The 24,995-nt window shown below is 67.5% G+C and carries 26 protein-coding genes, 1 tRNA gene and 1 pseudogene; 14 read left to right on the forward strand and 14 right to left on the reverse strand.

The annotated features are described in order from the left end of the window. Positions 1 to 137 precede the first annotated feature (137 nt). Positions 138 to 1,067, forward strand: a complete 930-nt coding sequence (locus tag CFB34_RS27700) for a LysR family transcriptional regulator (RefSeq protein WP_089440831.1) — start codon at positions 138 to 140, stop codon at positions 1,065 to 1,067. Between the two features lie 39 nt (positions 1,068 to 1,106). Here CFB34_RS27700 and CFB34_RS27705 read toward each other — a convergent pair whose 3' ends face one another. Continuing rightward, positions 1,107 to 2,003, reverse strand: coding sequence for a LysR family transcriptional regulator (locus CFB34_RS27705; protein WP_089440830.1), 897 nt, complete (start codon positions 2,001 to 2,003; stop codon positions 1,107 to 1,109). A gap of 106 nt (positions 2,004 to 2,109) precedes the next feature. On the opposite strand from CFB34_RS27705, the gene CFB34_RS27710 reads away from it, so the two are divergent. Further along, positions 2,110 to 3,015: an alpha/beta hydrolase gene (locus CFB34_RS27710; RefSeq protein WP_089440829.1), complete on the forward strand. Its 906-nt coding sequence runs from the start codon at positions 2,110 to 2,112 to the stop codon at positions 3,013 to 3,015. Positions 3,016 to 3,030: 15 nt separating this feature from the next. Here the strand turns inward: CFB34_RS27710 and CFB34_RS39095 are convergent, their stop codons facing one another. The 3 genes and pseudogenes from CFB34_RS39095 to CFB34_RS27720 all read right to left on the reverse strand — a co-directional run bounded on the left by CFB34_RS39095 (position 3,031) and on the right by CFB34_RS27720 (position 4,056). After that, a complete protein-coding gene (locus CFB34_RS39095; RefSeq protein WP_256979868.1) occupies positions 3,031 to 3,153 on the reverse strand; it encodes a hypothetical protein in 123 nt (40 codons plus the stop codon). Positions 3,154 to 3,191: 38 nt separating this feature from the next. Further along, positions 3,192 to 3,278 (reverse strand): annotated as a pseudogene (locus CFB34_RS27715) (hypothetical protein); the annotation flags it as partial. Positions 3,279 to 3,318: 40 nt separating this feature from the next. Further along, a complete protein-coding gene (locus CFB34_RS27720; RefSeq protein ID WP_089440828.1) occupies positions 3,319 to 4,056 on the reverse strand; it encodes an SDR family oxidoreductase in 738 nt (245 codons plus the stop codon). 117 nt (positions 4,057 to 4,173) lie between these two features. On the opposite strand from CFB34_RS27720, the gene CFB34_RS27725 reads away from it, so the two are divergent. After that, a complete protein-coding gene (locus CFB34_RS27725) occupies positions 4,174 to 5,076 on the forward strand; it encodes a LysR family transcriptional regulator (RefSeq protein ID WP_089440827.1) in 903 nt (300 codons plus the stop codon). A gap of 44 nt (positions 5,077 to 5,120) precedes the next feature. Here CFB34_RS27725 and CFB34_RS27730 read toward each other — a convergent pair whose 3' ends face one another. The 4 genes from CFB34_RS27730 to CFB34_RS27745 all read right to left on the reverse strand — a co-directional run bounded on the left by CFB34_RS27730 (position 5,121) and on the right by CFB34_RS27745 (position 7,779). Continuing rightward, on the reverse strand, positions 5,121 to 5,288 hold the full coding sequence (locus CFB34_RS27730; protein WP_179243653.1) for a hypothetical protein: 168 nt from the start codon (positions 5,286 to 5,288) through the stop codon (positions 5,121 to 5,123). 146 nt (positions 5,289 to 5,434) lie between these two features. Beyond that, positions 5,435 to 5,519: transfer RNA gene (locus CFB34_RS27735), tRNA-Leu, on the reverse strand. Positions 5,520 to 5,615: 96 nt separating this feature from the next. Beyond that, positions 5,616 to 6,773, reverse strand: coding sequence for an ABC transporter substrate-binding protein (locus tag CFB34_RS27740; protein WP_089440826.1), 1,158 nt, complete (start codon positions 6,771 to 6,773; stop codon positions 5,616 to 5,618). A gap of 64 nt (positions 6,774 to 6,837) precedes the next feature. Next, positions 6,838 to 7,779: a CysB family HTH-type transcriptional regulator gene (locus tag CFB34_RS27745; protein WP_027785173.1), complete on the reverse strand. Its 942-nt coding sequence runs from the start codon at positions 7,777 to 7,779 to the stop codon at positions 6,838 to 6,840. Positions 7,780 to 7,995: 216 nt separating this feature from the next. Between CFB34_RS27745 and CFB34_RS27750 the strand changes: the two genes are divergently transcribed. The 6 genes from CFB34_RS27750 (at position 7,996) to cobA (ending at position 14,190) form a co-directional block, all read left to right on the forward strand. Further along, a complete protein-coding gene (locus CFB34_RS27750; protein WP_089440825.1) occupies positions 7,996 to 9,675 on the forward strand; it encodes a nitrite/sulfite reductase in 1,680 nt (559 codons plus the stop codon). Between the two features lie 25 nt (positions 9,676 to 9,700). Beyond that, the gene (locus CFB34_RS27755; RefSeq protein ID WP_089440824.1) at positions 9,701 to 10,243 is read left to right on the forward strand and encodes a DUF934 domain-containing protein; all 543 of its coding nucleotides are present in this window, start codon (positions 9,701 to 9,703) and stop codon (positions 10,241 to 10,243) included. Further along, positions 10,240 to 10,992, forward strand: coding sequence for a phosphoadenylyl-sulfate reductase (locus tag CFB34_RS27760; protein WP_089440823.1), 753 nt, complete (start codon positions 10,240 to 10,242; stop codon positions 10,990 to 10,992). Before CFB34_RS27755 ends, CFB34_RS27760 begins: the two co-directional genes overlap by 4 nt. A gap of 76 nt (positions 10,993 to 11,068) precedes the next feature. Continuing rightward, a complete protein-coding gene (gene cysD, locus CFB34_RS27765) occupies positions 11,069 to 12,031 on the forward strand; it encodes a sulfate adenylyltransferase subunit CysD (RefSeq protein WP_034192618.1) in 963 nt (320 codons plus the stop codon). 22 nt (positions 12,032 to 12,053) lie between these two features. After that, entirely contained in the window at positions 12,054 to 13,370 is a 1,317-nt protein-coding gene (locus CFB34_RS27770) for a sulfate adenylyltransferase subunit 1 (protein ID WP_089440822.1), read from the forward strand. A gap of 70 nt (positions 13,371 to 13,440) precedes the next feature. Beyond that, positions 13,441 to 14,190, forward strand: a complete 750-nt coding sequence (gene cobA, locus CFB34_RS27775; protein ID WP_089440821.1) for a uroporphyrinogen-III C-methyltransferase — start codon at positions 13,441 to 13,443, stop codon at positions 14,188 to 14,190. Between the two features lie 79 nt (positions 14,191 to 14,269). Here cobA and CFB34_RS27780 read toward each other — a convergent pair whose 3' ends face one another. From CFB34_RS27780 to lptF, 3 genes are read right to left on the reverse strand one after another with little or no spacing between them, the layout of a single operon-like run. Then, positions 14,270 to 14,653 carry a CbiX/SirB N-terminal domain-containing protein gene (locus tag CFB34_RS27780; protein ID WP_089440820.1) on the reverse strand — a complete coding sequence of 128 codons (384 nt, stop codon included), beginning with the start codon at positions 14,651 to 14,653 and terminating at the stop codon, positions 14,270 to 14,272. 27 nt (positions 14,654 to 14,680) lie between these two features. Then, entirely contained in the window at positions 14,681 to 15,829 is a 1,149-nt protein-coding gene (lptG, locus tag CFB34_RS27785) for an LPS export ABC transporter permease LptG (RefSeq protein ID WP_089440819.1), read from the reverse strand. A gap of 3 nt (positions 15,830 to 15,832) precedes the next feature. Continuing rightward, on the reverse strand, positions 15,833 to 16,924 hold the full coding sequence (gene lptF, locus CFB34_RS27790) for an LPS export ABC transporter permease LptF (RefSeq protein ID WP_089426121.1): 1,092 nt from the start codon (positions 16,922 to 16,924) through the stop codon (positions 15,833 to 15,835). Between the two features lie 122 nt (positions 16,925 to 17,046). Here lptF and CFB34_RS27795 point away from each other — a divergent pair, with 122 nt between their 5' ends. The 3 genes from CFB34_RS27795 to CFB34_RS27805 are packed head-to-tail and all read left to right on the forward strand — an operon-like array spanning position 17,047 to position 19,799. Next, on the forward strand, positions 17,047 to 18,558 hold the full coding sequence (locus CFB34_RS27795) for a leucyl aminopeptidase (RefSeq protein ID WP_089440818.1): 1,512 nt from the start codon (positions 17,047 to 17,049) through the stop codon (positions 18,556 to 18,558). Between the two features lie 34 nt (positions 18,559 to 18,592). Next, positions 18,593 to 19,009: a DNA polymerase III subunit chi gene (locus CFB34_RS27800; protein ID WP_039368072.1), complete on the forward strand. Its 417-nt coding sequence runs from the start codon at positions 18,593 to 18,595 to the stop codon at positions 19,007 to 19,009. Positions 19,010 to 19,034: 25 nt separating this feature from the next. Continuing rightward, on the forward strand, positions 19,035 to 19,799 hold the full coding sequence (locus CFB34_RS27805) for a DUF2486 family protein (protein WP_089440817.1): 765 nt from the start codon (positions 19,035 to 19,037) through the stop codon (positions 19,797 to 19,799). Positions 19,800 to 19,941: 142 nt separating this feature from the next. Here the strand turns inward: CFB34_RS27805 and CFB34_RS27810 are convergent, their stop codons facing one another. Next, positions 19,942 to 20,268: a c-type cytochrome gene (locus tag CFB34_RS27810; protein WP_089426118.1), complete on the reverse strand. Its 327-nt coding sequence runs from the start codon at positions 20,266 to 20,268 to the stop codon at positions 19,942 to 19,944. Positions 20,269 to 20,395: 127 nt separating this feature from the next. Then, positions 20,396 to 22,069 carry a dihydroxy-acid dehydratase gene (gene ilvD, locus CFB34_RS27815; protein ID WP_089440816.1) on the reverse strand — a complete coding sequence of 558 codons (1,674 nt, stop codon included), beginning with the start codon at positions 22,067 to 22,069 and terminating at the stop codon, positions 20,396 to 20,398. Between the two features lie 135 nt (positions 22,070 to 22,204). On the opposite strand from ilvD, the gene CFB34_RS27820 reads away from it, so the two are divergent. Both CFB34_RS27820 and lgt read left to right on the forward strand, forming a co-directional pair. Then, complete coding sequence (locus CFB34_RS27820) at positions 22,205 to 23,119, forward strand: LysR substrate-binding domain-containing protein (protein WP_089440815.1); 915 nt, start codon at positions 22,205 to 22,207, stop codon at positions 23,117 to 23,119. A gap of 89 nt (positions 23,120 to 23,208) precedes the next feature. Further along, the gene (gene lgt / locus CFB34_RS27825) at positions 23,209 to 24,099 is read left to right on the forward strand and encodes a prolipoprotein diacylglyceryl transferase (RefSeq protein WP_089440814.1); all 891 of its coding nucleotides are present in this window, start codon (positions 23,209 to 23,211) and stop codon (positions 24,097 to 24,099) included. Between the two features lie 109 nt (positions 24,100 to 24,208). Here lgt and CFB34_RS27830 read toward each other — a convergent pair whose 3' ends face one another. Continuing rightward, positions 24,209 to 24,949 carry an SIMPL domain-containing protein gene (locus CFB34_RS27830; RefSeq protein WP_089426114.1) on the reverse strand — a complete coding sequence of 247 codons (741 nt, stop codon included), beginning with the start codon at positions 24,947 to 24,949 and terminating at the stop codon, positions 24,209 to 24,211. Between the last annotated feature and the right edge of the window lie 46 nt (positions 24,950 to 24,995).

Here is a 24,995-nt window from a genome sequence, read left to right on the forward strand (position 1 = left end):
CGCAATGGCGCGTTTGCGTGGACAATGGACGGGCGCGCAGCCTCGTGGCTGCGTGCCCGTTTTCTCTGTGCCGCCGGACCCGGCCGCGATGCGCGACGGCTGGCGGCGGCGTTCGTCCGAACCTACGTTCCCTGCCGATGGACAAGCTGGATCAGGTCAGAATCTTCCTGCAGGTTGCCGAGATGGGCAGCTTCATCAAGGCCGCGCATGCGCTCGACGTGCCGCGCGCGACCGTGTCGGCGGCCGTCCAGCAACTGGAGACGGCGCTCGGCACGCGTCTCTTGCACCGCACGACACGCCAGGTGCAGCTGACCGCCGACGGCGCGCTGCTGCTCGAACGCGGCCGGCGCCTGCTCGCAGAGGCCGACGAGCTCGACCGCCTGTTCCGCCGCCGCGACCGCGACGTGATCGGCCGGCTGAACGTCGACGTGCCGAGCCGGATCGCGCGCCGCATGGTGGCGCCCGCGCTGCCGTCGCTGTTTCACCGTTATCCGAAGCTGCAACTGTCGCTCGGCTCGACCGATCGTTCGATCGACCTGGTGCAGGAGGGCGTCGACTGCGCGATTCGCGTCGGGCGGCTTGCCGACAGCAGCCTCGTCGTGCGGCCGCTCGGGCAGTTCACGCTGATCAACTGCGCGAGCCCCGACTACCTGCGCGAATGCGGCGTGCCCGAGCATCCGGATGCGCTCGCGCACGGACACTGGGCGATCGGCTATGCGTCGCCGACGACCGGGCGCGAACTCGACTGGGAATACTGCACGGACGGCCAGCGGCACACGCTCATGCTGCCGAGCCGGGTGATCGTCAACAATGCCGAAACCTATATCGCCAGCTGCATCGCCGGGATGGGGCTGATCCAGATTCCGCGCTTCGACGTCCAGCATCTGCTCGACAGCGGCGCACTCGTCGACGTGATGCCCGCCCACCGCGCCGCACCGATGGACGTGTCGGCCGTGTACCCGCACCGGCGCCATCGTTCGCGCCGGCTCAATGCCTTCATCGAATGGTTCGGGGAACTGATGGAGAGCGCGCTGACGCATGGCAGGGAGGGGGCGGAGGGCGACTGACCGGCACGGCCGGTTGTGCTGCGTGCCGTCGTGCCTGTTTCAGCCGGGCAGCGCCGCGAACTGCCGGTTGCGCCCGGTTTCCCGCACAGCGTCGATCAACGCCGCACCGGCGCCGTCCGGTTTCGCCGCGAACGCGTAGAAACGCGCGGCCGGGAGCGCCGGCAGGCCGTCCTGCGGGCCGCATTCGCGCAGGCCGTCGCGCAACTGGCTGCGCGCCAGCGCGGTGACCGCGAAGCCCGCGAGCGCGGCCGACACGCAGCCGGCCATGCTGCTGCTCTCGAACAGCACGCGGAACGGCCGCAGCGCAGCGGCGAGTGCCGCGACGGCGGCTTCGCGATAGACGCACGGCTGCGGAAACAGCGCGAGCGGCACGTCGCCGCTGGCGTCGAGCGTGCGATCCGACGCGAACGCCCACACGAGCGGTTCTTCCCACAGCAGTTCGCCCGGCGTGTCGACCTGCCGGCATTGCTTGCCGAACACGACGTCGAGCCGTCCGAGCGTCTGCTCGCGCAGCAGCGACGCGGTGATCCCGACCTTCAGCTCGATCGACGTGCGCGGGTGGCGGTCGCGAAACGTGCGCAGCACGTGCGGCAGCCACGCACCCGCGAAATCCTCCGATGCGCCGACCCGCAGCGGCCCGTGCGCCGGCGCGCCGCGCAGCCTCGCGCGCACTTCGCGCTCCATGTCGACGATGTTGCGTGCATAGGCGTACAGCGTGTCGCCGGCCGGCGTGAGCGCGATGCGACGGGTGGTGCGCGCGAGCAGCACCGTGCCGGCTGCCTGTTCGAGCCGCTTGATGTGGCCGCTGACGGCGGACGGCGTCAGCGCGAGCCGTTCCGCGGCCGGCGCGAACCCGCGGCTGTCGACGACTTCGAGGAAGGTACGCAGCAGCGTGATGTCGAGCGAGGTCGACGCAGGATCGGTCAGCGGTTCCATGGATCAATTCAACGTGATACTCGAAGAATGAATCATGATACTCCGTGAATCGTGATGAAATGGCGGCCTACCATCGTGCACTCGGATCGACCCAACGGAGTGCACGATGACGACCTATGCGCATGCGACGACCGCGTCGCTCGACGTTGCCTACCTCGAATGGAATCCGCGCGGCGAGCGCGTGGCCGTGCTGCTGCATGGCTGGCCGGACAGCCCGGTCGGCTGGGAGGCGGTTGCGGCGAGGCTCGCCGCGCACGGCTGCCGCGTGCTCGCGCCCGCGCTGCGCGGTTTTGCCCCGACCCGCTTTCGCGATGCGTCCGTGCCGCGCAGCGGCCAACTCGCGGCGCTCGGGCGCGACCTGCTCGACTTCGTCGATGCGCTCGGCCTCGAGCGGCCCGTGCTGGTCGGGCACGACTGGGGTGCGCGGGCGGCCGCGAACGCGTGCGGGCTGCGTGAAGGCGCCGCATCGCATCTCGTGATGCTGTCGGTCGGGTACGGCACCAACGATCCCGGGCAGCCGCTGTCGCTGCAGCAGGCGCGCAACTACTGGTATCACTGGTTCATGGCGACGCCGCGCGGCGAGCAGGCGTTGCGCGACGATCGCCGCGCGTTTGCCCGCCTGATGTGGGACACGTGGTCGCCGCCAGGCTGGTATCGCGACAGCGATTTCGAGGCGGCCGCCGCCGCGTTCGACGGGCCCGACTGGATCGACGTCGTCCTGCATTCGTACCGGCATCGATGGGGATTCGCACCGGGCACGCCGGCCCATGCCGACGACGATGCGCGGCTGAATCCCGCACCGGTGCTGGCGCTGCCGACGCTCGTACTGCACGGCGGCGCGGACACCTGCAATCATCCGGACAGCTCGGCCGGCCGCGAGAGGTTCTTTGCGGGGCGCTACGCGCGCCAGGTGCTGGACGGTGTCGGCCACTTTCCGCAGCGCGAGGCGCCGGCGGCGGTCGCCGACGCGATCCTCGGGTTCTGCGAGCCAGGCCGAGGCGCGCTGGCGTGACCGGCGCACGGTGGATCAGCCGCCGACGCGGGACGCGAGCAGGTCGGCGAGGCCGATGTTCCTGAACATCTCGCGGCGAATGCGATCGCCGACGCGGAACACTTCCTCCGCACCGTCCTGCGACGGATCGACGAACACGCGGTACGGGCGCTTGCCGGCCGGGGCGGCGACGCGTAGACGGTATGGCCGGCGCGGGCGAGCGCCTGGGCCGTCAGCAGGCCGAAGCCGCTGGACGCGCCCGTGACGAGAATGACTTCCTTCATGGACGCTCTCCGCTAAGCGGTGGGCGTGGCAGGCGGCCGGTCAGCACATGCCGCCGTTGGCACGCAGGACCTGGCCGTTGACCCATGCGCCGTCCGGGCCGGCGAGGAAGGCGACCACGCGCGCGATGTCGTCGGGCTGGCCGAGTCGCTCGAGTGGATTCAGCTTTGCGAGCCGGTCGACGAGTTCGGGGCTCTTGCCCTGCAGGAACAACTCGGTCGCGACCGGCCCCGGCGCGACGGCGTTCACGCTGATGCCGCGGCCGCGCATCTCCTGCGCGAGCACCTGCGTCAGGCTTTCGACCGCCGCCTTGCTGGCGACGTACACACCGTAAGTCGGCATGCGCATGCCGATCACGCTGGTCGACAGGTTGATGATGCGTCCGCCGTCGCGCACCCGCCTGGCCGCTTCGCGGCAGACGTTGAACGTGCCTTTCACGTTGATGGTGATCGTTTCGTCGAAGAGCGCATCGTCGCAGTCGGCGATGGTCGCCAGCTTCATCACGCCCGCGGAGTTGACCACCACATCCAGACCGCCGAATGCTTGTTGTGCGGCGTCGAACAGCGCGGCCACGGCCGCCGGATCGGCGACGTTCGCCTGCACCGCGATAGCATGGCCGCCGCCGGCGACGATCGCGTCGACCACTTCCTGCGCGGGGCCGGCGCCGCCCGCATAGTTCACGACGACCCTGAAACCGTCGCGGGCGAGACGGCGGGCGATTTCCGCACCGATGCCGCGCGACGAGCCCGTGACGAGGGCGACCTGTTCCGATGTACTCATGTCCTGCTCCTTGGTTCGTGAGTGCCGTGCGATCCGGCGACAGGACTAATGTAGGCTTCCTCGATCAATAAAAATAATGAATAATGATCAGATCAAGAATGACTAAAAGTATGTCTCATGGCATTCGACAGCAGGCTGTTGAGCGGGATCGGCGTGCTCTCGGCGGTGATCGAGGCCGGCACCTTCGCGCGCGCCGGCGAGGCGATGGGGTTGACGCAGCCGGCGGTGAGCCGTGCCGTGGCCCGGCTGGAGGAGCGCGTCGGCATCCGGATCTTCAACCGCACGGCCCGTGCGATCACGCTGACCGACGAAGGGCGGCGCTTCTATGAAGCGGTCGCGCCGCTGCTGGCCGGCATCGAGGACGCGGCGATCGACGCCGGCCAGTCGAAGGCGCGTGTCAGGGGGCGGCTGCGCGTCAACGTCGACGCGACTTTCGGCCACTACGTGCTGGCCCCGAAGATGGCCGAGTTTCTCGACCGCTTTCCCGACCTGTCCGTCGAGATCAACGTGCGCGACCGGATGGGGGACCTCGTCGCCGACGGGTTCGACTTGGCGGTGCGGTTCGGCATTCCGGAGCCTTCGTCATACCGTGCGCGGCTGCTGCTGGAAACGCGCGTGCTGACCTGCGCGTCGGCGGCCTATGTCGCGCGTCACGGCCAACCGCGGCACCCGCGGGATCTCGCGAGCGGGCATCGCTGCGTGCTGATCCGCGATCCGGTGACGGGGCGCCCGTTCGAATGGGCGTTTCATCGCGGCAAGGAGGTGGTGCCGTTCGATGCCGCCGGCCGGCTGATGGTCAACGATACGGGCATGCTGCTCGGCGCGTGCCTGGGCGGCGCGGGAATTGCCCAGCTGCTGGAACTCTACGCGCGCGACATCCTTGCCGACGGGCGGCTGGTGCTGCTGCTGCCGGAATGGGCGGACGAGACGTTTCCGCTCTACGCATATCACCACGCGTCCAATCTCGTTTCCGCGAAGGTGCGCGTGTTTCTCGACTTCGTGCGGGCGTTGATGGCCTGAGCCTGAACTCGGCTCGACGTGCCGACGATGGCCTTCCCGTCGATTCATTCGGTGCGATGCGGAATGCTGTCCGGGAACGGATAGGGCGCGTGCGGGCCCGGCCAGTCGGGCACCGGCGGCGCGGTCAGGATGTCGCAGCCGGCCAGCATGATCGACAGCACCAGGGCGAGCGCGCGGCGGCAGAGCGGAGATGAAATCGGGCGCATGGACATGGCGAGCCTCCGTGCCGCGCATCCTCATGACGCTTGGACTGTTGCACGGGGGCACGCGTTGCGGTGCGCGGCAAAAACAAAAAACCCGCGAAGCGGCGAGCTTGCGCGGGTTTCGGAAGGCGCAGCGCTTCACGCTGCGAGAATGCTGGTGCCCAGGGCCGGAATCGAACCGGCACGCCTTGCGGCGGGGGATTTTGAGTCCCCTGCGTCTACCAATTTCACCACCTGGGCTTGATCCTGGCCGCGCATGCGATGGTGCGCGGCGAAACGCGGATTATGTCCGAAATCCTGCCGCCGGGCAAGCTGCCCGGTTGGGGGCCGCATAGGTCACTGACTGAGGTAGACGAACCGGCCCTGCTTGACGATCCCCATCACGCTCGCACGCTGGTCGAGCCCCACATGATCCTTGTCGCTCGTGTTGACGACGCCGTTCGGCACGACCAGCTCGTGCGCGCGTTCCAGCTCGCGCCGCAGCGCCGCGCGGAACGCGGGTGTGCCGGGCTGGGCGGCCTTCAGCGCGCGGCCGACCGCGTCGGCGAGGCGCGGGTAGACGCCCGCCGCGTCGCCCGCGAACTGCGTGACCGTGCCGGCGCCGTACTTCGCTTCGTACGCGTCGACGAACGCGAGCGCGGCCTTGCGGGCCGGGTGATCGGCCGGCAGCGTGCGCGCGACGACCACCGGCTGGGTCGGGAACAGCGTTCCGTCGACGTCCTTGCCGCCCAGCTTGATGAATTCCGGTGTCGCGATCCCGTGCGTCTGGTAGACCGGGCCCTTGTAGCCGCGCTCGATCAGCGTGCGCTGCGGCAGCACGGCCGGCGTGCCCGAGCCCGCGATCAGGATCGCGTCGGGTTTCGCCGCGATCAGCTTCAGCGCCTGGCCCGTGACGCTCGCGTCGGTGCGGTTGAAGCGCTCGGTCGCGACCACGCGGATCTTGCGCAGGTCCGCGAAGCGCGTGAACTCGTTCAGCCAGCTGTCACCGTAGCTGTCCGCGAAGCCGATGAAGCCGACCGTTTTCACGCCGTGGTTCGCCATATGGCGCGTCATCACGTCGGCCATCGCGCGGTCGCTCTGCGCCATCTTGAACGCCCAGGTCCGCGCGCCTTCCTGCGGCTCGACGATCGCGCCGGAGCCGACCAGCGTGATCATCGGCGTCTGCCCGGCGGCCACCGCATCGAGCGCCGCGAGCGCGGCCGGCGTGATGTTCGGCCCGACCACGACGTCGACATGATCCTCGTCGACCAGCTTGCGGATGTTTCGCACCGCGGTGCCCGGGTCGGACGCATCGTCGAGCACCGTCACCTGCACCGGCTGCCCTGCGATCGTCTTCGGCCACATCAGGATCGCATTCTTGCTCGTGATGCCGATCGCGGCGGCCGGGCCGGTCGACGACAGGTCGACGCCGACCTTCAGGTCGGCATGCGCGGCGGCGCAGGCCAGCACGAGGGCGCCGGCAGTGGCGCGGCGCAACAGGGCGGGAAGCGTCATGCGGAATTCTCCGTCGGACAGCAAAAAGGGGCGCGATGTGCGCCCCCGTGTTTATACACGCCGCTCAGAGTTCGTACGATTCGGATTCGCCCTTGAGCGCCTGCTCGATCAGCTTGCGGTTCAGCGTCGGCGACAGCAGTTCGACCAGCGTATACACGTAGCTGCGCAGGTAGGCGCCCTGCTTGAGCGCGACGCGCGTCACGTTGCTGCCGAACAGGTGGCCGACCGGGATCAGCCGCAGGCCGCGGTCGCGCTCGGGATTGAACGCGATGTCGGCCATGATGCCGACGCCGAGGCCGAGCTCGACGTAGGTCTTGATCACGTCGGCGTCGATCGCCTCGAGCACGATGTCCGGCGACAGCCCGCGCAGCGCGAACGCATGGTTGATCTTCTTGCGGCCCGCGAACGCGTCGTCGTACGTGATCAGCGGGTACTGCGCGAGATCGTCGAGCGTGACCGGCTTGCGCTCGAGCAGCGGATGGTCGGCCGGTACGACGGCCGCGTGGTGCCACTGGAAGCAGGGCAGCGACACGAGTTCCTTGTAGTCGGAGATCGCCTCGGTCGCGATCGCGAGATCGGCCTGGTCGTGGATCACCATCTCGGCCACCTGCGTCGGGCTGCCCTGCAGGATCGACAGGTGCACCTTCGGGAAGCGCTTCTTGAACTCGGCGATCGCGGCCGGCAACGAGTAGCGGGCCTGCGTATGGGTCGCGGCGATGGTCAGGTTGCCCTGATCCTGCGCGGCATAATCCTTCCCGACCCTTTTAAGGCTTTCAACCTCCTGGAGAATCCGCTCGACCGACGCGAGGATGATCCGGCCCGGCTCGGTGAGCGAGCGCACGCGCTTGCCGTGCCGCGTGAAGATCTCGACGCCCAGCTCGTCCTCGAGCTCGATGATCGCCTTCGATACCCCCGGTTGCGACGTGTAGAGCGCCTTGGCGGCTTCGGTGAGGTTGAAATTCTGCCGGACGGCCTCGCGCACGAAGCGAAATTGGTGCAGGTTCATTTATAACCCTTCCGCATATCAACAGAATTTTTTAGTCGTTTGAAATATAAGGCGAGTTTATTACGATTCACCGGAGTTTTTCAAATATGGATATCTGTTTTCGTCATTAGCAATCCAGCCGGGCAGCGGAAGGCCGGCGATAGCGGCGGAACGGAGATTCGGGCGCGACGTGGCTAGGACGTCGCGCGGTCACCACGAAAACCCTGGGGTCCCCGAATGTATCAGTACGACCAATACGACCAGACGATCGTCGACGAGCGTGTCGCGCAGTACCGCGATCAGGTGCGCCGCCGGCTGTCGGGCGAGTTGAGCGAAGACGAGTTCCGTCCGCTGCGCCTGCAGAACGGCCTGTACATGCAGCGCCACGCGTACATGCACCGTATCGCGATTCCGTACGGCAACCTGCGCAGCGACCAGCTCCGGATGCTGGCGCGCATTGCCCGCGAACACGACCGCGGCTACGGTCACTTCTCGACCCGCTCGAACATCCAGTTCAACTGGATCAAGCTGGAAGAAACGCCCGAGATCCTCGCGAAGCTCGCGTCGGTGCAGATGCACGGCATCCAGACGTCGGGCAACTGCATCCGCAACATCACGGCCGACCAGTTCGCCGGCGTCGCGCAGGACGAGGAGATCGATCCGCGTCCGTGGTCGGAAATCCTGCGTCAGTGGTCGACGTTCCATCCCGAATTCGCCTGGCTGCCGCGCAAGTTCAAGATCGCGGTGTCGGGCTCGAAGGACGACCGTGCGGCCGTGCAGATCCACGACCTCGGCGTGTACCTGAAGAAGAACGCGCAGGGCGAAGTGGTCGCGAGCATCCTCGCGGGCGGCGGCCTCGGCCGTACGCCGATCATCGGCGCGGTGATCAAGGAAGACCTGCCGTGGCAGCACCTGCTCACCTATTGCGAAGCCGTGCTGCGCGTGTACAACCGTTACGGCCGCCGCGACAACCTGTACAAGGCGCGCATCAAGATCCTCGTGAAGGCGTTGTCGCCCGCGAAGTTCGCGCAGCAGGTCGAGGAAGAGTGGCAGCACCTGAAGGACGGCCCGTCGACGCTCACGCAGGCGGAAGTCGACCGCGTGTCGCAGTACTTCCAGCCGCCCGTCTACGAGAAGCTGCCCGATACCGACGCGTCGTTCGAACAGCACCTGCTCGAGAACAAGGCGTTCGCGCGCTGGGTCGAGCGTAATGTCGCCCCACACAAGGTGGCCGGCTATGCCGCCGTCACGCTGTCGCTGAAGGATCACCGTGTCGCGCCGGGTGACGCGACCGACCAGCAGATGGAGCTGGTGGCCGACTGGGCCGACGCTTACTCGTTCGGCGAGCTGCGCGTGTCGCACGAGCAGAACCTGATTCTCGCGAACGTGAAGAAGCGCGACCTGTTCGCCCTGTGGGAAAAGGCGAAGGCAGCCGGTTTCGCGACGCCGAACATCGGCCTGCTGACCGACATCATCGCGTGCCCGGGCGGCGACTTCTGCTCGCTCGCGAACGCGAAGTCGATCCCGATCGCGCTGGCGATCCAGCAGCGCTTCGACGATCTCGACTATGTGTACGACCTCGGCGACCTGTCGCTGAACATTTCCGGTTGCATGAACTCGTGCGGTCACCACCACGTCGGCAACATCGGCATCCTCGGCGTCGACAAGGACGGCGCCGAGTGGTACCAGGTGTCGCTCGGCGGCGAGCAGGGCACGGGCCGGAACGGCGCGCGCCTCGGCCGCGTGATCGGGCCGTCGTTCTCGGCGGAGGAAGTGCCCGACGTGATCGCGAAGCTGATCGACACGTTCGTCGAATCGCGCATCGACGGCGAGCGCTTCGTCGACACGTACGACCGCATCGGCATCGCGCCGTTCAAGGAGCGCGTGTATGCGGCGCGCCAGGCAGTGAACGCGTAAACAACCGGGTAGAAGGAATTAGCAGATGGCTTCGATTATCAAGAACCGCGCAGTGATCGACGATGCATGGCAGGTCGTGCGCGCGGCGGAAGACGGTGCACTGCCCGCGGTCGACGCGTTGCCGGCCGGCAAGGTGCTGGTGCCGTTCGCGTTGTGGCAGGCCGAGCGCGCGGCGCTCGTCGCCGCGAAGACGAAGGACGAGCTCGGCGTGTGGCTCGCACCGGACAGCGAGCCGGCCGATCTCGTGGCCGATTTCGGCGCGATTGCGCTGATCGCGGTCGATTTCCCGCGCTTCGCGGACGGCCGCGGCTACAGCATCGCGCGCCTGCTGCGCGAGCGCCACGGCTGGACGGGTGAACTGCGCGCGATCGGCGACGTGCTGCGCGACCAGTTGCTGTACATGTCGCGTTGCGGCTTCGACGCCTACGCGGTGCGTGCCGACAAGGACATCCACGACGCGCTGAATGCGTTCACGGAATTCACGCAGCGTTACCAGGGCGCGTTCGACCAGCCCGAACCGCTGTTCCGCCGCCGCGCGGCGGCGGCACAAGCGAAGGTGAACGCATGAGCACCGCGACCGCCACCGCGCTGACGCCGGAACTCGCCGCGAAGGTCGAGCGCCTCGATGCGCTGCTCGCGCAGATCGGTGCCCGTCACGAGAAGGTGAAGTTCGCGAGCAGCCTCGCGGCGGAAGACATGCTGCTGACGCATGCGATCCTGTCGAAGGGCGTGCGGATCGGCATCTTCTCGCTGAACACGGGCCGCCTGCACGCGGAAACGCTCGGCATGATCGACCGTGTGCGCGAGCGCTACGGCTACGAGATCGAGCAGTTCCATCCGCAGCAGGACGCGGTCGACCAGTATGTCGCCGAGCACGGCCTGAATGCGTTCTACGAGAGCGTCGAGCTGCGCAAGTCGTGCTGCCACATCCGCAAGGTCGAGCCGTTGAACCGCGCGCTGTCGGACGTCGGCGCATGGGTCACCGGCCAGCGCCGCGAGCAGTCGGTCACGCGTGCGGAGCTGCACGAGGAAGAGCAGGACGAAGCGCGCGGGATCGCGAAGTACAACCCGCTCGCCGACTGGACGGAAAGCGACGTGTGGGCGTACCTTAATGCGTTTGACGTGCCGGTGAATCCGCTGCATGCGCGCGGCTACCCGAGCATCGGATGCGAGCCGTGTACGCGGGCGATCCGTCCCGGCGAGGACAGCCGCGCGGGCCGCTGGTGGTGGGAGTCGCGCGATACGAAGGAATGCGGCTTGCACATCACGACGATCACGCCGATTCCCGCGGACGCCGCTGCCGGCGCCACGCACTGAAAGCCTGACAAGAAACTGAATATTGCGCCGCCTGCGACAGCGGGCGGCACGAACCCAGAAGAGAAGGACTGAAATCATGAGCACGACGCTCGAGCAATCCGCCTTTGCCCCGCCCGCCGGTGCCGACAACCGCATGGGCCACCTCGACTGGCTCGAAGCCGAGTCGATCCACATCCTGCGCGAACTGGTCGCTGAATGCAGCAAGCCGGCGCTGTTGTTCTCGGGCGGCAAGGATTCGGTCGTCGTGCTGCATCTGGCGCTGAAGGCATTCGGCCTCGGCGCGAACCGCAAGACGACGCTGCCGTTCCCGCTCGTGCACATCGATACGGGCCACAACTACGAAGAAGTGATCGACTTCCGCGATCGCCGCGCGCAAGAGCTCGGCGCCGAGCTGGTCGTCGGCCACGTCGAGGATTCGATCAAGCGCGGCACGGTCGTGCTGCGCCGCGAAACCGATTCGCGCAATGCCGCGCAGGCCGTCACGCTGCTCGAGACGATCGAGCAGCACGGCTACACGGCGCTGATCGGCGGCGCGCGCCGCGACGAAGAGAAGGCGCGTGCGAAGGAACGCATCTTCTCGTTCCGCGACGAATTCGGCCAGTGGGATCCGAAGGCGCAGCGCCCGGAACTGTGGAGCCTGTACAACGCCCGCCTGCACAAGGGCGAGCACCTGCGCGTGTTCCCGATCTCGAACTGGACCGAGCTCGACGTGTGGCAGTACATCGCGCGCGAGAACCTCGAATTGCCGTCGATCTATTACGCGCACCAGCGCGAGATCGTGCGCCGCAACGGGCTGCTCGTGCCCGTCACGCCGCTCACGCCGATGCGTGACGGCGAGACGAGCGAGCTCGCGCAGGTGCGCTTCCGCACGGTCGGTGACATCTCCTGCACGTGCCCGGTCGAGAGCGACGCGGACGACGTCGAGAAGATCATCGCCGAGACGGCGGTGACCGAGATCACCGAGCGCGGCGCGACCCGGATGGACGACCAGGCCTCCGAAGCCGCGATGGAACAGCGCAAGAAGCAAGGTTATTTCTGAAGCACACGAGGACATTCACATCATGAGCATCATCGAGAACACCGAAGACCTCGGCGTGCTGCGCTTCATTACCGCAGGCAGCGTCGACGACGGCAAGAGCACGCTGATCGGCCGCCTGCTGTACGACAGCAAGGCCGTGCTGTCCGACCAGCTGTCCGCGCTGTCGCGTGCGAAGAACAAGCGCACGGTCGGCGACGAGCTCGACCTCGCGCTGCTGACCGACGGCCTCGAAGCCGAGCGCGAGCAGGGCATCACGATCGACGTCGCGTACCGCTACTTCGCGACCGCGAAGCGCAAGTTCATCATCGCCGATACGCCGGGCCACGAGCAGTACACGCGCAACATGGTGACGGGCGCATCGACCGCGCACGCGGCAATCGTGTTGATCGACGCGACGCGCATCACGGTCGAGAACGGTGTCGTGCAACTCCTGCCGCAGACCAAGCGCCACAGCGCGATCGTCAAGCTGCTCGGGCTGCAGCACGTGATCGTCGCGATCAACAAGATGGACCTGGTCGACTACAGCGAAGCGCGCTTCAACGAGATCCGCGACGCGTACGTCACGCTCGCGAAGCAGCTCGGCCTGAATGACGTGCGCTTCGTGCCGGTGTCGGCGCTGAAGGGCGACAACATCGTCGGCGCGAGCGAGCGCATGCCGTGGTACGCGGGCGAACCGCTGCTCGACGTGCTTGAATCGCTGCCGGTCGAGACGCAGGCGCATGACGCGCTGCGCTTCCCGGTGCAATGGGTCGCGCGCCAGGACGGCAGCTCGGCCGACGATTTCCGCGGCTATATGGGCCGGATCGAGTCGGGCGAAGTGAAGGTCGGCGACGAGATCGTCGTGCTGCCGTCGAACCGCACGGCGACGGTCGCCGAGATCGTCGCGCCGGTGCCGGGCGGCACCGCGTCCGTGCCGCACGCATTCGCGGGCCAGACCGTGACGATCCGCCTCGCGGAAGACGTCGACGTGTCGCGCGGCGACATGTTCGTCACGTCCGGCGAGCCGGTCGAGCCGGCGAAGAAGCTCGAAGCCGATCTGTGCTGGTTCGACGAGACGCCGCTGTCGCCGCAGCGCAAATACCTGCTGAAGCAGACCACCAGCACGGTGTTCGCGAAGATCGGCGGCGTCAAGCAGGTGCTCGACGTGCACACGCTGTCGCACGCGACCGACCGTCACGATCTGAAGATGAACGACATCGGCCGCGTCGCGCTGACGCTGCAGAAGCCGATCGTGTGCGACACGTACGACGCGCATCCGGGTACCGGTGCGTTCGTGCTGATCGACGAGGCGACGCATCACACGGTCGCCGCAGGGATGATCCGGGCGTTCTCGGCATGACCGGGCAACCGCGCCGCTTCGCGGCGGCGCGGGCCGGAGCCGACGCCCGCTGGAAGGCGAAGCGACAAACATGGGCAAGGTGTATCTGATCGGAGCAGGGCCGGGCGCGGCCGACCTCATCACGGTGCGCGGCGCGCGGCTGCTCGAGCAGGCGGACGTCGTGCTGCACGACGCGCTCGTCGAGCCCGCGATGCTCGACTACGCGCCGAATGCGCGCCGGATCGCCGTCGGCAAGCGCTGCGGGCAGCGCTCGACCGCGCAGCACTTCATCAACAAGCAGATCGTCGATGCGGCACGCGAGCATGCGTGCGTCGTGCGGCTGAAGGGCGGCGACCCGATGCTGTTCGGTCGCGCCGAAGAGGAGATGCGCGCGCTGGAAGCGGCCGGCATCGACTACGAGGTCGTGCCGGGCATCACCGCGGCGCTGGCCGGCGCGGCGACGCTGAAGCGTTCGCTGACGTTGCGCGGCGTGTCGCGCAGCGTCGCGTTCGCGACGCACAGCCGCGCGCCGGGCAGCGACGAGATTCGCGAAGCCGCGCGCGCCGATTCGATCGTCTATTACATGGGCCGCGACAGCGCGCCCGGCATCGCGCAGGAACTGATCGACGCGGGCCGTGCGCCGGCGACGCCGGTGGCGATCGTCGAGGCGTGCAGCACCGCGCGCGAACGCACGCTGACGCTGACGCTTGGGCAGATGGCGGCGGGCGACGCGCAGGCGTGGCTCGATCCTGCGGAACCGAGCCTGCTGATGATCGGCGATGCGTTCGCCGAGCGCGCGGGGCAGGCGAAAGCGGGCGATGCGCTGCGAAATGCGGCCTGAGCGGAATCCGGCTGGAGTCCCAAATGAAAAGCGCTGGCGGAAGCCGGCGCTTTTTCTTTGTGGGCCGTGACGGCGTGATTTACGCGTCGTCGCCGATCTGGCCGATGCAGTAGCGCGCGATCGCGTCGAGCACGCCGTCGTCTTCGCCGACGGCCGTCGCGCAGCGGATCTCGACACCCGGATGCACGGCGCGGCACGCGTCGACGAGCTGCGGCAGGTCGCGGCGGACATGGCCGCCCTGGCCGAAGAACACGGGCACCACGGTGATGTGCGTGCAGCCGGCCGCGACCTGCTCGGCGACCGCGTCACCAAGCGACGGCGTCATCAGTTCGAGAAACGCGAGCGACACATGCGCGGCGGGGGAGGGGGCGCCGCGCAGCCGCGCGGCGAGCCGTTCGAACGGCTCGGCCCAGCGCGGGTCACGCGCGCCGTGGCCGAACAGGATGATGCCGTGCGAACTCATGTCGAACCCTCCGTCGTGACGCGGCGCTCAGTGCCGGTCGACCCACTTGAGCGCGAACAGGCCGAGCGCGAGATAGATCAGGCCCGGCGTCGCCGCGGTGAGCGGCGCGGGCCACGTGTTCAGCGTGCCGATGTGCGAGAACAGCGTGTTGAGGAGCTGGAAGCTCATGCCGAGCATGATGCCGCCGAACACCTTCACGCCGACCACGCCGGCACGCGTGTGCAGGTACGCGAACGGCAGCGACAGCACGAGCATCACGAACACCGCGAACGGATACAGCAGCTTGCGCCACAGCGCGATGTCGTAGCGCTGCGTGTCCTGCTGGTTCTCGCGCAAATGCTGGATGTAGCGGAACAGGTTGATGATCGACATGCGATCGGGCGACACGAGCAGCACCGACAGGATCTGTGGCGTCAGGTCCGAGCGCAGCCGGTATTCGGGCAGCGATACCTGCTGCGACCGGTACACGGGGTTCAGCGCGTCGGCCGGCTGGCCGGCGATCGGCTTGATCGGCGTCAGCTCGGTTTCGTTGACGCCCTTCAGCAGCCAGTGGCCGGGCGGCTCGTAGCGGCCCGTCTGCGCGATCCGCACGTTGCGCAGCTGGAATTTCGAATCGAATTCGTAGATGCGCACGTTGCTGATCGTCGAGTCGGGCGACAGGCTGCCGACGTTGACGAAGCGCGTGACCTGCTCGCCGTTTTCACGGGCCGCGAGCGTGTCCTTCACCCACACGCCCGACTGGAAGTTCGACGACACCGATGCACCGAGCGCCTGCAGCCGCACGCGTTCGGACAGCTGGTCGGCGTACGGGCCGACGAATTCGCCGATCAGGTAGGTGACGATCACGAGCGGCACGCCGATCTTCAGCAGCGAGCGCAGCGCCTGGTTGGTCGCGAGGCCCGACACGCGGAAGATCGTGAATTCCGAGTTCGCGGCCATCTGCGCGAACACGTAGATCGCGCTGATCAGCGCGGCGACCGGGATGATTTCGTAGAAGCGCGACGGGGTCTGCAGCGCGACGCGCAGCACCGCGTAGCCGAACTTGTAGTTGCCGTGCCCGACCGAGTTCAGTTCGCTGATCAGGTCGAAGAAGAAGAACAGGCCCGAGAACGCGAACAGGATGAAGACGAACGTGACGTAGATCTGTCGCGCGAAGTACTTTTCATAGAGCCGCATCGATCATGCTCCCGAGCGGCCGAACAGCGCGCGTGTAAACAGCGGACGATTGCGCACGCGCAACCAGAAGATGAACGCGACGATCGCCGCGACGACCAGATGCAGGCCGACGAGACCGACGCCGAACGACATCTTGCCCTGCTCGATCTGCGACTGCACGACGTTCAGCAGGTTCGAGTACGTGAGGTAGATCAGCACGGCCATCACGAGGTTGATCGTGCGGCTGCGGCGCGGGTTCTGGTACGACAGCGGGATGCCGAGCACCATCAGGTTGATCGCGATCAGCGGCAGCCCCGCGCGCCACGCGAATTCCGCGAGGTTGTCGTTCGTCGGGTTGCGCAGCAGGTCCGGGGTCGGCGTGCTGTTGGTGGTCTGCACGTTGGTGACCGGGGTGCTCGTGATCTTCACGCCATAGCGCTCGAACTCCATGATCTTGAAGTTCGGCTGGCCGGGCGTGCCGTCGTAGCGGCGGCCGTCCTCCAGGACGACGAAGCGGCTGCCGTCGCGCGTTTCCGTGTGCCCCGTCTGCGACACGACCACGTTGACCTTGCCGTTCTCGGTCGAGGTCACGAACACGTTCTGCACCTTGCTCTGGTCGGGCGTCATCTTCTCGATGAAGAACACGCGGTGGTTCGACGCCGATTCGCGGAACTGGCCCGGCGCGAGCAGCGAGATCTCGTCGCGCTGCTGGAAGCGCGCCTTGATCATCTTGCTTTGCTGGTTCGACCACGGCCAGCCGACGAACGCGAAGAAGGCGATCAGCAGGATGATCGGCGTGGCGAACACGCCGATCGGCTTGATGAGGCGCGTGAGGCTCACGCCGGACGCGAGCCACACGACCATTTCGGAGTCCCGGTACCACCGGGTCAGCACGAACAGGATCGACACGAACAGCGTGACGACGAGCATCACGGCGAGGTAGCCGATCACCGTGAGGCCGATCAGCACGAGGACGTCCCGCGGATCGATTTCACCGGACGCGGCGTAGCCGACGATGCGGATCATCATCGTCGTGAGCATGATCGTGAGCAGCACCATGAACACGGCGCCAGCCGTATACGCAAGCTCGCGCTGGAGGGAGCGTTCGAAGATCATTCTTGATGAGAAGAGGGCGGGAGGCTGCGCACGCGTGGTGGAGCGCTCGCGCCGCCACGGGAAAAATAGCGGATAATTGCGGCTTTCATCCTTAGCCCAGATTTTATCCGAGGACAAGCGCGATGGACTTTAGCATAAAAGGCTGTGATTGGAGCAAAGGCGAGGCGAAGGGGTTCCTGACCGGGAAGTCCGACTGCATCGTGCTCGGCATCTTCGAGGCGCAGACCCTGTCGGGCGCGGCGCTCGATATCGACACGGCCACCAAGGGGCTGATTTCGCGCGTGATCAAGGCCGGCGACATGGACGGCAAGCGCGGCAAGACGCTGTTCCTGCACGAAGTGTCGGGCATCGGCGCGTCGCGCGTGCTGCTCGTCGGCCTCGGCAAGCAGGATGCTTTCAATCAGAAAGCCTATAACGATGCCGTGACGGCCGCATGGCGCGCGCTGCTGGCGACCAAGGTCGTCCAGGTCACGTTCACGCTCGCGCAACTGCCGGTCGACGAGCGCAGCTCCGACTGGGGCGTGCGCGCGGCAATCCTCGCGCTGCGCAACGAGACCTACCGCTTCACGCAGATGAAGAGCAAGCCGGAGCCGGCGTCGCACACGCTCAAGCGTGTCGTGTTCAGCGTCGATCCGTCCGACGAAAAGGCCGCGAAGGTCGCGGTCAAGCAGGCCGTCGCGCTCGCGAACGGGATGGATCTCACCCGCGACCTCGGCAACCTGCCGGGCAACGTCTGCACGCCGACCTACCTCGGCAACACCGCGAAGAAGATCGCGAAGGATTGGGGCCTGAAGGCGGAAGTGCTCGGCCTCAAGCAGATCCAGGCGCTGAAGATGGGCTCGTTCCTGTCGGTCGCGCGCGCGTCGGTCGAGCCGCCGCAGTTCATCGTGCTGCACTACCAGGGCGCCGCCGCGAAGGCCGCGCCGGTCGTGCTGGTCGGCAAGGGCATCACGTTCGACACGGGCGGCATCTCGCTGAAGCCGGGCGAGGGCATGGACGAGATGAAGTACGACATGTGCGGCGCGGGTTCCGTGCTGGGCACGATGCGTGCGGTCGCCGAGATGGGCCTGAAGATCAACGTCGTCGCGATCGTGCCGACCTGCGAGAACATGCCGGGCGGCAACGCGACGAAGCCGGGCGACATCGTCACCAGCATGAAGGGCCTGACGATCGAGGTGCTGAACACCGACGCCGAAGGCCGTCTGATCCTGTGCGACGCGCTCACGTATGCCGAGCGCTTCAAGCCGGCTGCGGTGATCGACGTTGCCACGCTGACGGGCGCGTGCGTGATCGCGCTGGGCGGCCACAACAGCGGTCTGTTCTCGACGAACGACGCGCTCGCGGGCGAACTGCTCGACGCATCGCGCGAAGCGAACGACCCGGCATGGCGCATGCCGCTCGACGACGAGTACCAGGATCAGCTGAAGTCGAACTTCGCGGATCTCGCGAACATCGGCGGGCGCCCGGCCGGCGCCGTGACGGCCGCGTGCTTCCTGTCGCGCTTCACCGAGAGCTATCCGTGGGCCCACCTCGACATCGCGGGCACCGCATGGAAGGGTGGTGCGGCGAAGGGTGCGACGGGCCGTCCGGTGCCGCTGCTCGCGCAGTTCCTGATCGACCGCGCCGGCCAGTGATGGCGGTGTTGACGACGCTGCGGGTACGCGGGCAATGACGCGGATCGATTTCCACTCGAACGTCGGCGATTCGCTCGCGTACGCGTGCCGGCTGCTGCGCAAGGCCTACCTGGCCGGGCAGCCGGTCGTCGTGCTCGCCGAGCCCGCGCGCCTGCGCGCGCTCGACGAGCGGCTCTGGACGTTCTCGCCGCTCGATTTCATCCCGCATTGCGGTGTCGACAGCGAGCACGCAGCGGGCACGCCGATCGTGCTGGCCGCGGATCTCGACCGCGCGCCGCATCATCACGTGCTGCTGAACCTCGGCGCGGCCGTGCCCGCGCAGTTCGCCCGCTTCGAGCGCCTGCTCGAAGTGGTCGGCAATGCGCCGGACGAGCTGGCCGCGGGCCGCGACCGCTACCGGTTCTACCGCGACCGCGGCTACGCGCTGAACAACTACAAGCAGGGCAGCTAGCCGCAACCGTCAACGGAGTGTTCCCGTGACCGAAGCCGATTCATCCTCGATCCCGACGCTGACCGACGTGCTGGTGCCGGGCAAGCCGGTGCCGGCGCGCTCGCCCGCGCCCGACGCGCCGCAGCCGCCCGCCCGCGCGGCGATTCCGGTGCTCACCGACGTGGTCGCGCCGCCCGCCGTAGATGCGGCGCCGGCCGATTCCATCCAAAGTGAACGTGACCCCGATTCCGTCGTGGTCGAACGCGTGCCGACGCCGCACGTGCCGGCGGTCGAACTGCCGGGCGACGTGGCGACGGCTGCCGCGGCAGCGATGGGCGAGACCGATGCGCCGGCCGAACCCGGCGCCGCGGAGCACGTGGTCGCCGAAGATTCGGCGGCCATGCGTGCGCCGCTGCAATCGTCGCTGGCCGATAGCGATGCGACGCAACATGCGTTCGCTGCGGTGGCGCATGAGTCAGTGGGGCACGCCCGTGAAGCCCACATGCCGGAGGCCGTCGTACCAGTCGCTGCGCTGCAGCCTGAAGTGCCGGCTGCCGCAGCCGGGCTGACGCCGGAAGATGCGCAGCACATCGCCGAGCGCCTGCGCAATCGCCTGACGAACTATCTGACCGGGGAAGGGCGCGACGCGATCGAAGCCCGCTGTCGCGATGCGCTGCATGAGCACTCGGCCTGGCTGGTCGGCCAGATCACGCGCGAAGTGGCGTTGGCGCTGGAAACCGAGGTGATGGGCTGGGTCCGCGACGCGGTCGACGAAGAGATCGCACGGCGCCGCGCCGGTCATTCCGGCTAAGCAACGGGCGTTTCGCTGAAAAGCGGGGTGCGATCTCAGTAAAGGCCGGTGAGGCTACCGGCGGGGTACTGCGCGGGTGAGCCGGGCATGCCCGCCAGTCGGCGGAATCCGGCAGGTTGGCTAGTCGGCCCGGGCGTGCCGGTCAGCGCACCGACAGCACCCATTGCGCGAGCGTGTGGGCTTCGCTGTTCGTCAGTTGCGTATTGGCGGGCATCGGCACGCCGCCCCATACGCCGACGCTGCCTTTCACGATCGACTGGGCAAGGTAATCGACGGCGTCGCCGCGCGGCGCATACTTGCCGGCGATGTCGTGGAACGACGGGCCCATCAGCGGCTTGCCGATCGCGTGGCAGGCCATGCAGTTCTTGCGCTGAGCCAGCGCGAGCCCGTCGGCCTGGTCGGCGCGCGCCGCTGCCCCGCTGCCGATCAGCAGTGTGGCGAGCAGGACGCGCAATATCGAGTGTTTCATGCGGTTCTCCGCCGGCGGGGACGGCCGGCTACATGGTCCGCGCATTATAGAAGCAAAGGGAAAGCGCGTTTTGCGCGTTCCCCCGGCGGCCATGTTTATCGGGGTCGCATGTCTCGACGTGCCCGGATCAACCGGTGACGGCGCCCTGGTTCGCCGGGCGGGCGAGCGCCGCGAATTTCGCGAGCACGCCGCGCGTGTAGCGGGGCGCCGGCTGTTGCCATGCGGCGCGACGGCGCGCGAGTTCCGCGTCGTCGACGTTCAGTTGCAGCAGCAGTTGGTGCGCGTCGATCGTGATCGAGTCACCCTCTTGCACGAGCGCGATCGTGCCGCCGACGAACGCCTCGGGCGCGACGTGGCCGACCACCATCCCCCAGGTGCCGCCCGAGAAGCGGCCGTCGGTGATGAAGCCGACCGATTCGCCGAGCCCCTTGCCGATGATCGCCGACGTCGGCGCGAGCATTTCCGGCATGCCGGGGCCGCCCTTCGGGCCGAGGTAGCGCAGCACGAGGATGTCGCCGGCGCGGATCCGGTCGCCGAGAATCGCATCCATCGCGCTCTGCTCGTCGTCGAACACGCGTGCCGGGCCCGTGATCACCGGGTTCTTCAGGCCGGTGATCTTCGCGACCGCGCCGTCTTCCGCGAGATTGCCCTTCAGGATGGCGAGGTGGCCTTCCTTGTACAGCGCGCGGTTGATTGTGAAGATCACGTCCTGGTCCGCGCGCGGCACGCTCGGCACGTCCTTCAGTTCGTCGGCGAGCGTGCGGCCGGTGATCGTCATGCAGTCGCCGTGCAGCAGGCCCGCGTCGAGCAGGATCTTCAGCACCTGCGGAATCCCGCCGGCCCGGTGCAGGTCGGTCGCGACGTACTTCCCCGACGGCTTCAGGTCGCAGATCACGGGCACGCGCTTGCGGATGCGCTCGAAGTCCTCGATCGTCCAGTCGACCTCGGCCGCGTGCGCGATCGCGAGGTAGTGCAGCACCGCGTTGGTCGAGCCGCCCGTCGCCATGATCACCGACACCGCGTTCTCGATCGATTTCTTCGTGATGATGTCGCGCGGCTTCAGGTCGCGCTTCACGGCTTCGACGAGCACGCGCGCCGATTCGGCAGCCGAATCGACCTTCTCCTGGTCGGGGTTCGCCATCGTCGACGAGTACAGCAGCGACATCCCGAGCGCCTCGAACGACGAGCTCATCGTGTTCGCGGTGTACATTCCGCCGCACGACCCCGACGTCGGGCAGGCGTTCTGCTCGACGCCCTCGAAATCCTCCTGCGACATCCGGCCCGCGGTGAACTCGCCGACTGCCTCGAACGACGACACGATCGTCAGGTCCCGGCCTTTCCAGTTGCCGGGGCGGATCGTGCCGCCGTACACGTAGATGCCCGGCACGTTCAGGCGCGCGAGCGCGATCATCCCGCCCGGCATGTTCTTGTCGCACCCGCCGACGACCACCACGCCGTCCATCCATTGCCCCTGCACGCAGGTCTCGATGCAGTCGGCGATCACCTCGCGCGACACGAGCGAGTACTTCATGCCTTCGGTGCCCATCGACATGCCGTCCGAAATCGTCGGCGTGCCGAAGATCTGCGGGTTCGCATCGGCCGCCTTCACGGCCGCGACGGCCGCGTCCGACAGGCGCTGCAGGCCGGAATTGCACGGCGTGATCGTCGAATGGCCGTTCGCGATGCCGATCATCGGCTTGTCGAAATCGTCCTTCTGGTAGCCGAGGGCGTAATACATCGAGCGGTTCGGCGAGCGGGCCACGCCTTGCGTGATGTGCTTCGAGCGACGGTTGTAAGCCATGGGGGACTCCATCGTTGTCGGGGCAACGCCGTCGAGCGGCGCGCCGGTTCGGATCAATCAAGCATGGAGTGTCCGGATTGGGATGTCCAATATATTATTTGTCGCTTATTAAGTCGTTCTTCGAATGAGAAAGCCATGGCCGATCCGACTCCCGACCTGCGCCAGTGGCGCTATTTCGTGACCGTCGCCGACGAGCGCCATTTCGGCCGCGCGGCCGAACGCCTGTCGATGACGCAGCCGCCGCTGTCGCAGGCGATCCGTGCGCTCGAGGATGCGCTCGGCGTCGCGCTGTTCTCGCGCACCAAGCGCTCGGTGGCGCTGACGGCGGTCGGGGCGGCGCTGCTGCCGGACGTGCGCCGGCTGCTTGCAGCGGCCGATGCGTTGCCGCCGCTGGCGCGACGGCTCGCGCGCGGCGAGGCCGGCTCGCTGTCGCTCGCGTTCGTGTCGACCGCCGATTACGGGCTGCTGCCCGCGCTGCTGCGGGCGTTCGGCGCGCGCTATCCACAGGTGCGGCTGCAACTCACTGAGGCGACGAGCGACGTGCAGATCGACGAGCTCGTCGCGGGCCGCATCGACGCGGGGCTCGTCATTCCGCCCGTGCCGCCGCGCCACGCGGCCGGGCTGTCGTACCTGCCCGTCATGCGCGAGCCGCTGGTGGTGGCGATGCCGGCCGCGGCGAGCGAGGCGCCGGAAGACGTGCCCGTTCGTCTCGCCGAGGTTGCCGCGTTGCCGCTCGTGATCTTTCCGCGTCGTCTGGCGCCCGGCTTTTATGACATCATTACGGGCTGCTACGGCGCGGCGGGGGCAACGCCGCACATCGGCCAGGAGGCGATCCAGATGCAGACGATCGTCAGCCTCGTGTCGGCCGGCATGGGCGTCGCACTGGTGCCGCAATCGCTGCGTAACCTGCGGCGCACCGGCGTGGTCTACCGGCCGCTTGCCGATCACGCGCCGGTCGTCGAGACAGGCCTCGTGTGGCGCACCGGTGACGTGAGCCCCGTGCTGGCCGGCTTCATCGACGTCGTGCGCGCGCAGGGCCTCGCCTCGTGACGTGAACGATGACGCGCCGGTGCCGTCCAACGCGCGGTGCGGCGCGTTTGCGACGGCCGTACCGCATTCGAAAACTTCTTCGCTAACCCATGATCATTCACCCGAATTTCGACCCCGTTGCGATCCATCTCGGGCCGCTGGCCGTGCGCTGGTACGGGCTCATGTATCTCGTCGGCTTCATCGCGGCGATCGTCGTCGGCCGGATCCGGCTGAAGCTGCCGCACGTCGCGGCGCAGGGCTGGACCGCGAAGGACATCGACGACATGATGTTCTACGGCGTGCTCGGCACCGTGCTCGGCGGCCGGCTCGGCTATGTGCTGTTCTACAAGGCCGATTTCTACTTCTCGCATCCGCTCGACGTATTCAAGGTGTGGGAAGGCGGCATGTCGTTTCACGGCGGCTTCCTCGGCGTGACGCTCGCGATGATGCTGTTCGCGTGGCAGCGCAAGCGCCACTGGCTGCAGGTCACCGACTTCGTCGCGCCGATGGTGCCGACGGGGCTCGCGGCCGGCCGGCTCGGCAACTTCATCAACGGTGAGCTGTGGGGCCGCGTGACCGACCCTTCGGCACCGTGGGCGATGCTGTTCCCGGGCGCGATGCGCGACGATGCGGCATGGTTGCCGAAGCATCCGGAGCTCGTCGAAAAGTGGCATCTTGCCGACGTATTCATGCAATACCAGATGCTGCCGCGCCATCCTTCGCAGCTCTATGAAATCGCGCTCGAAGGCATCGCGCTGTTCTTCGCGCTGTTCTTCTTCGCGCGCAAGTCGCGGCCGATGGGCGCCGTGTCCGCGCTGTTCCTGATCGGCTACGGCCTCGCACGCTTCACGGTAGAGTTCGCACGCGAGCCCGACGACTTCCTCGGCCTGCTCGCGCTCGGCCTGTCGATGGGGCAGTGGCTGTCGTTGCCGATGATCCTCGCGGGCGTCGCGCTGATGGTCTGGGCGTATCGCCGCCGCGCGGCAAATGCCGCTGCGTGATGCGATGCCGATGCACGTGCGATCGGCGCGTGCATCGATACCCTGCAGGTAAACAAAACGCCGGCCCTCGGGCCGGCGTTTTTCATTTCGGACTGCCGTGCGCTGCGCGTTACTTCATCTGCACGGAGCCGTTGACGGTGACCGACACGGTGGCCTTGCCGCCTTCGACCGCGATCGGTGCGCTCATCTTCGCGCTGTCCATCGGCGCCGCGGCCATCGCCATCATGCGCGGGTACGGCTGTACGTTGCGGCCGCCGCCGACGTTCACGTCGCGGATCGTGTAGCTGCCGTAACCGAATGCCTTCGCGGCTTCGTCGGCGCGGGCGCGGAACGACTTGATCGCTTCGGTCGTCAGCTTCTGCTCGGCCGCGCGCTGCGCTTCGGGCGACAGCGAGAACTCGACGTTCGCGACCTGCATCAGGTTCGACAATTGACCCGCAAGCTTCGATGCGGCAGCGAAATCGCGCGATTCGAGCGCGACTTCAGTACGACCGCGCCATGCGGAGATCTTGCCGTCACGATCGGTGCTCGGGTACACGGAGAAGGCGCCCGTGTGGGCGGTGACGCCCGATACGCCCTTCGCCTGCGACAGCGCCGCATCGGCGCGCTGGTTCAATTGCGCGGTGAGGCTGCCCGGGTCCTTCGCCTGCTGCTCGTAGAACAGCGTGATGTGGATGATGTCCTGCGGCACGTCCGCGCTGGCCTGCGACGACAGCGACAGCACGCCTGCCGGCTCCGGAAAGTGCGGGTTCGCGGTTTGCGCGTGCGCGGCGGTCGACGCGAGCGTCAGCGCGGCGGGAACGGCGGCGGCAAGGGCGAGCGACAGCGCGAGTGCGGATTTCTTGGTCATTGTTGGACTCCTGGTGCGAGGGCGTGCACGCGGATTGCGCGTGCAC

Source organism: Burkholderia sp. HI4860 (genome assembly GCF_002223045.2).
GTDB lineage: Bacteria > Pseudomonadota > Gammaproteobacteria > Burkholderiales > Burkholderiaceae > Burkholderia.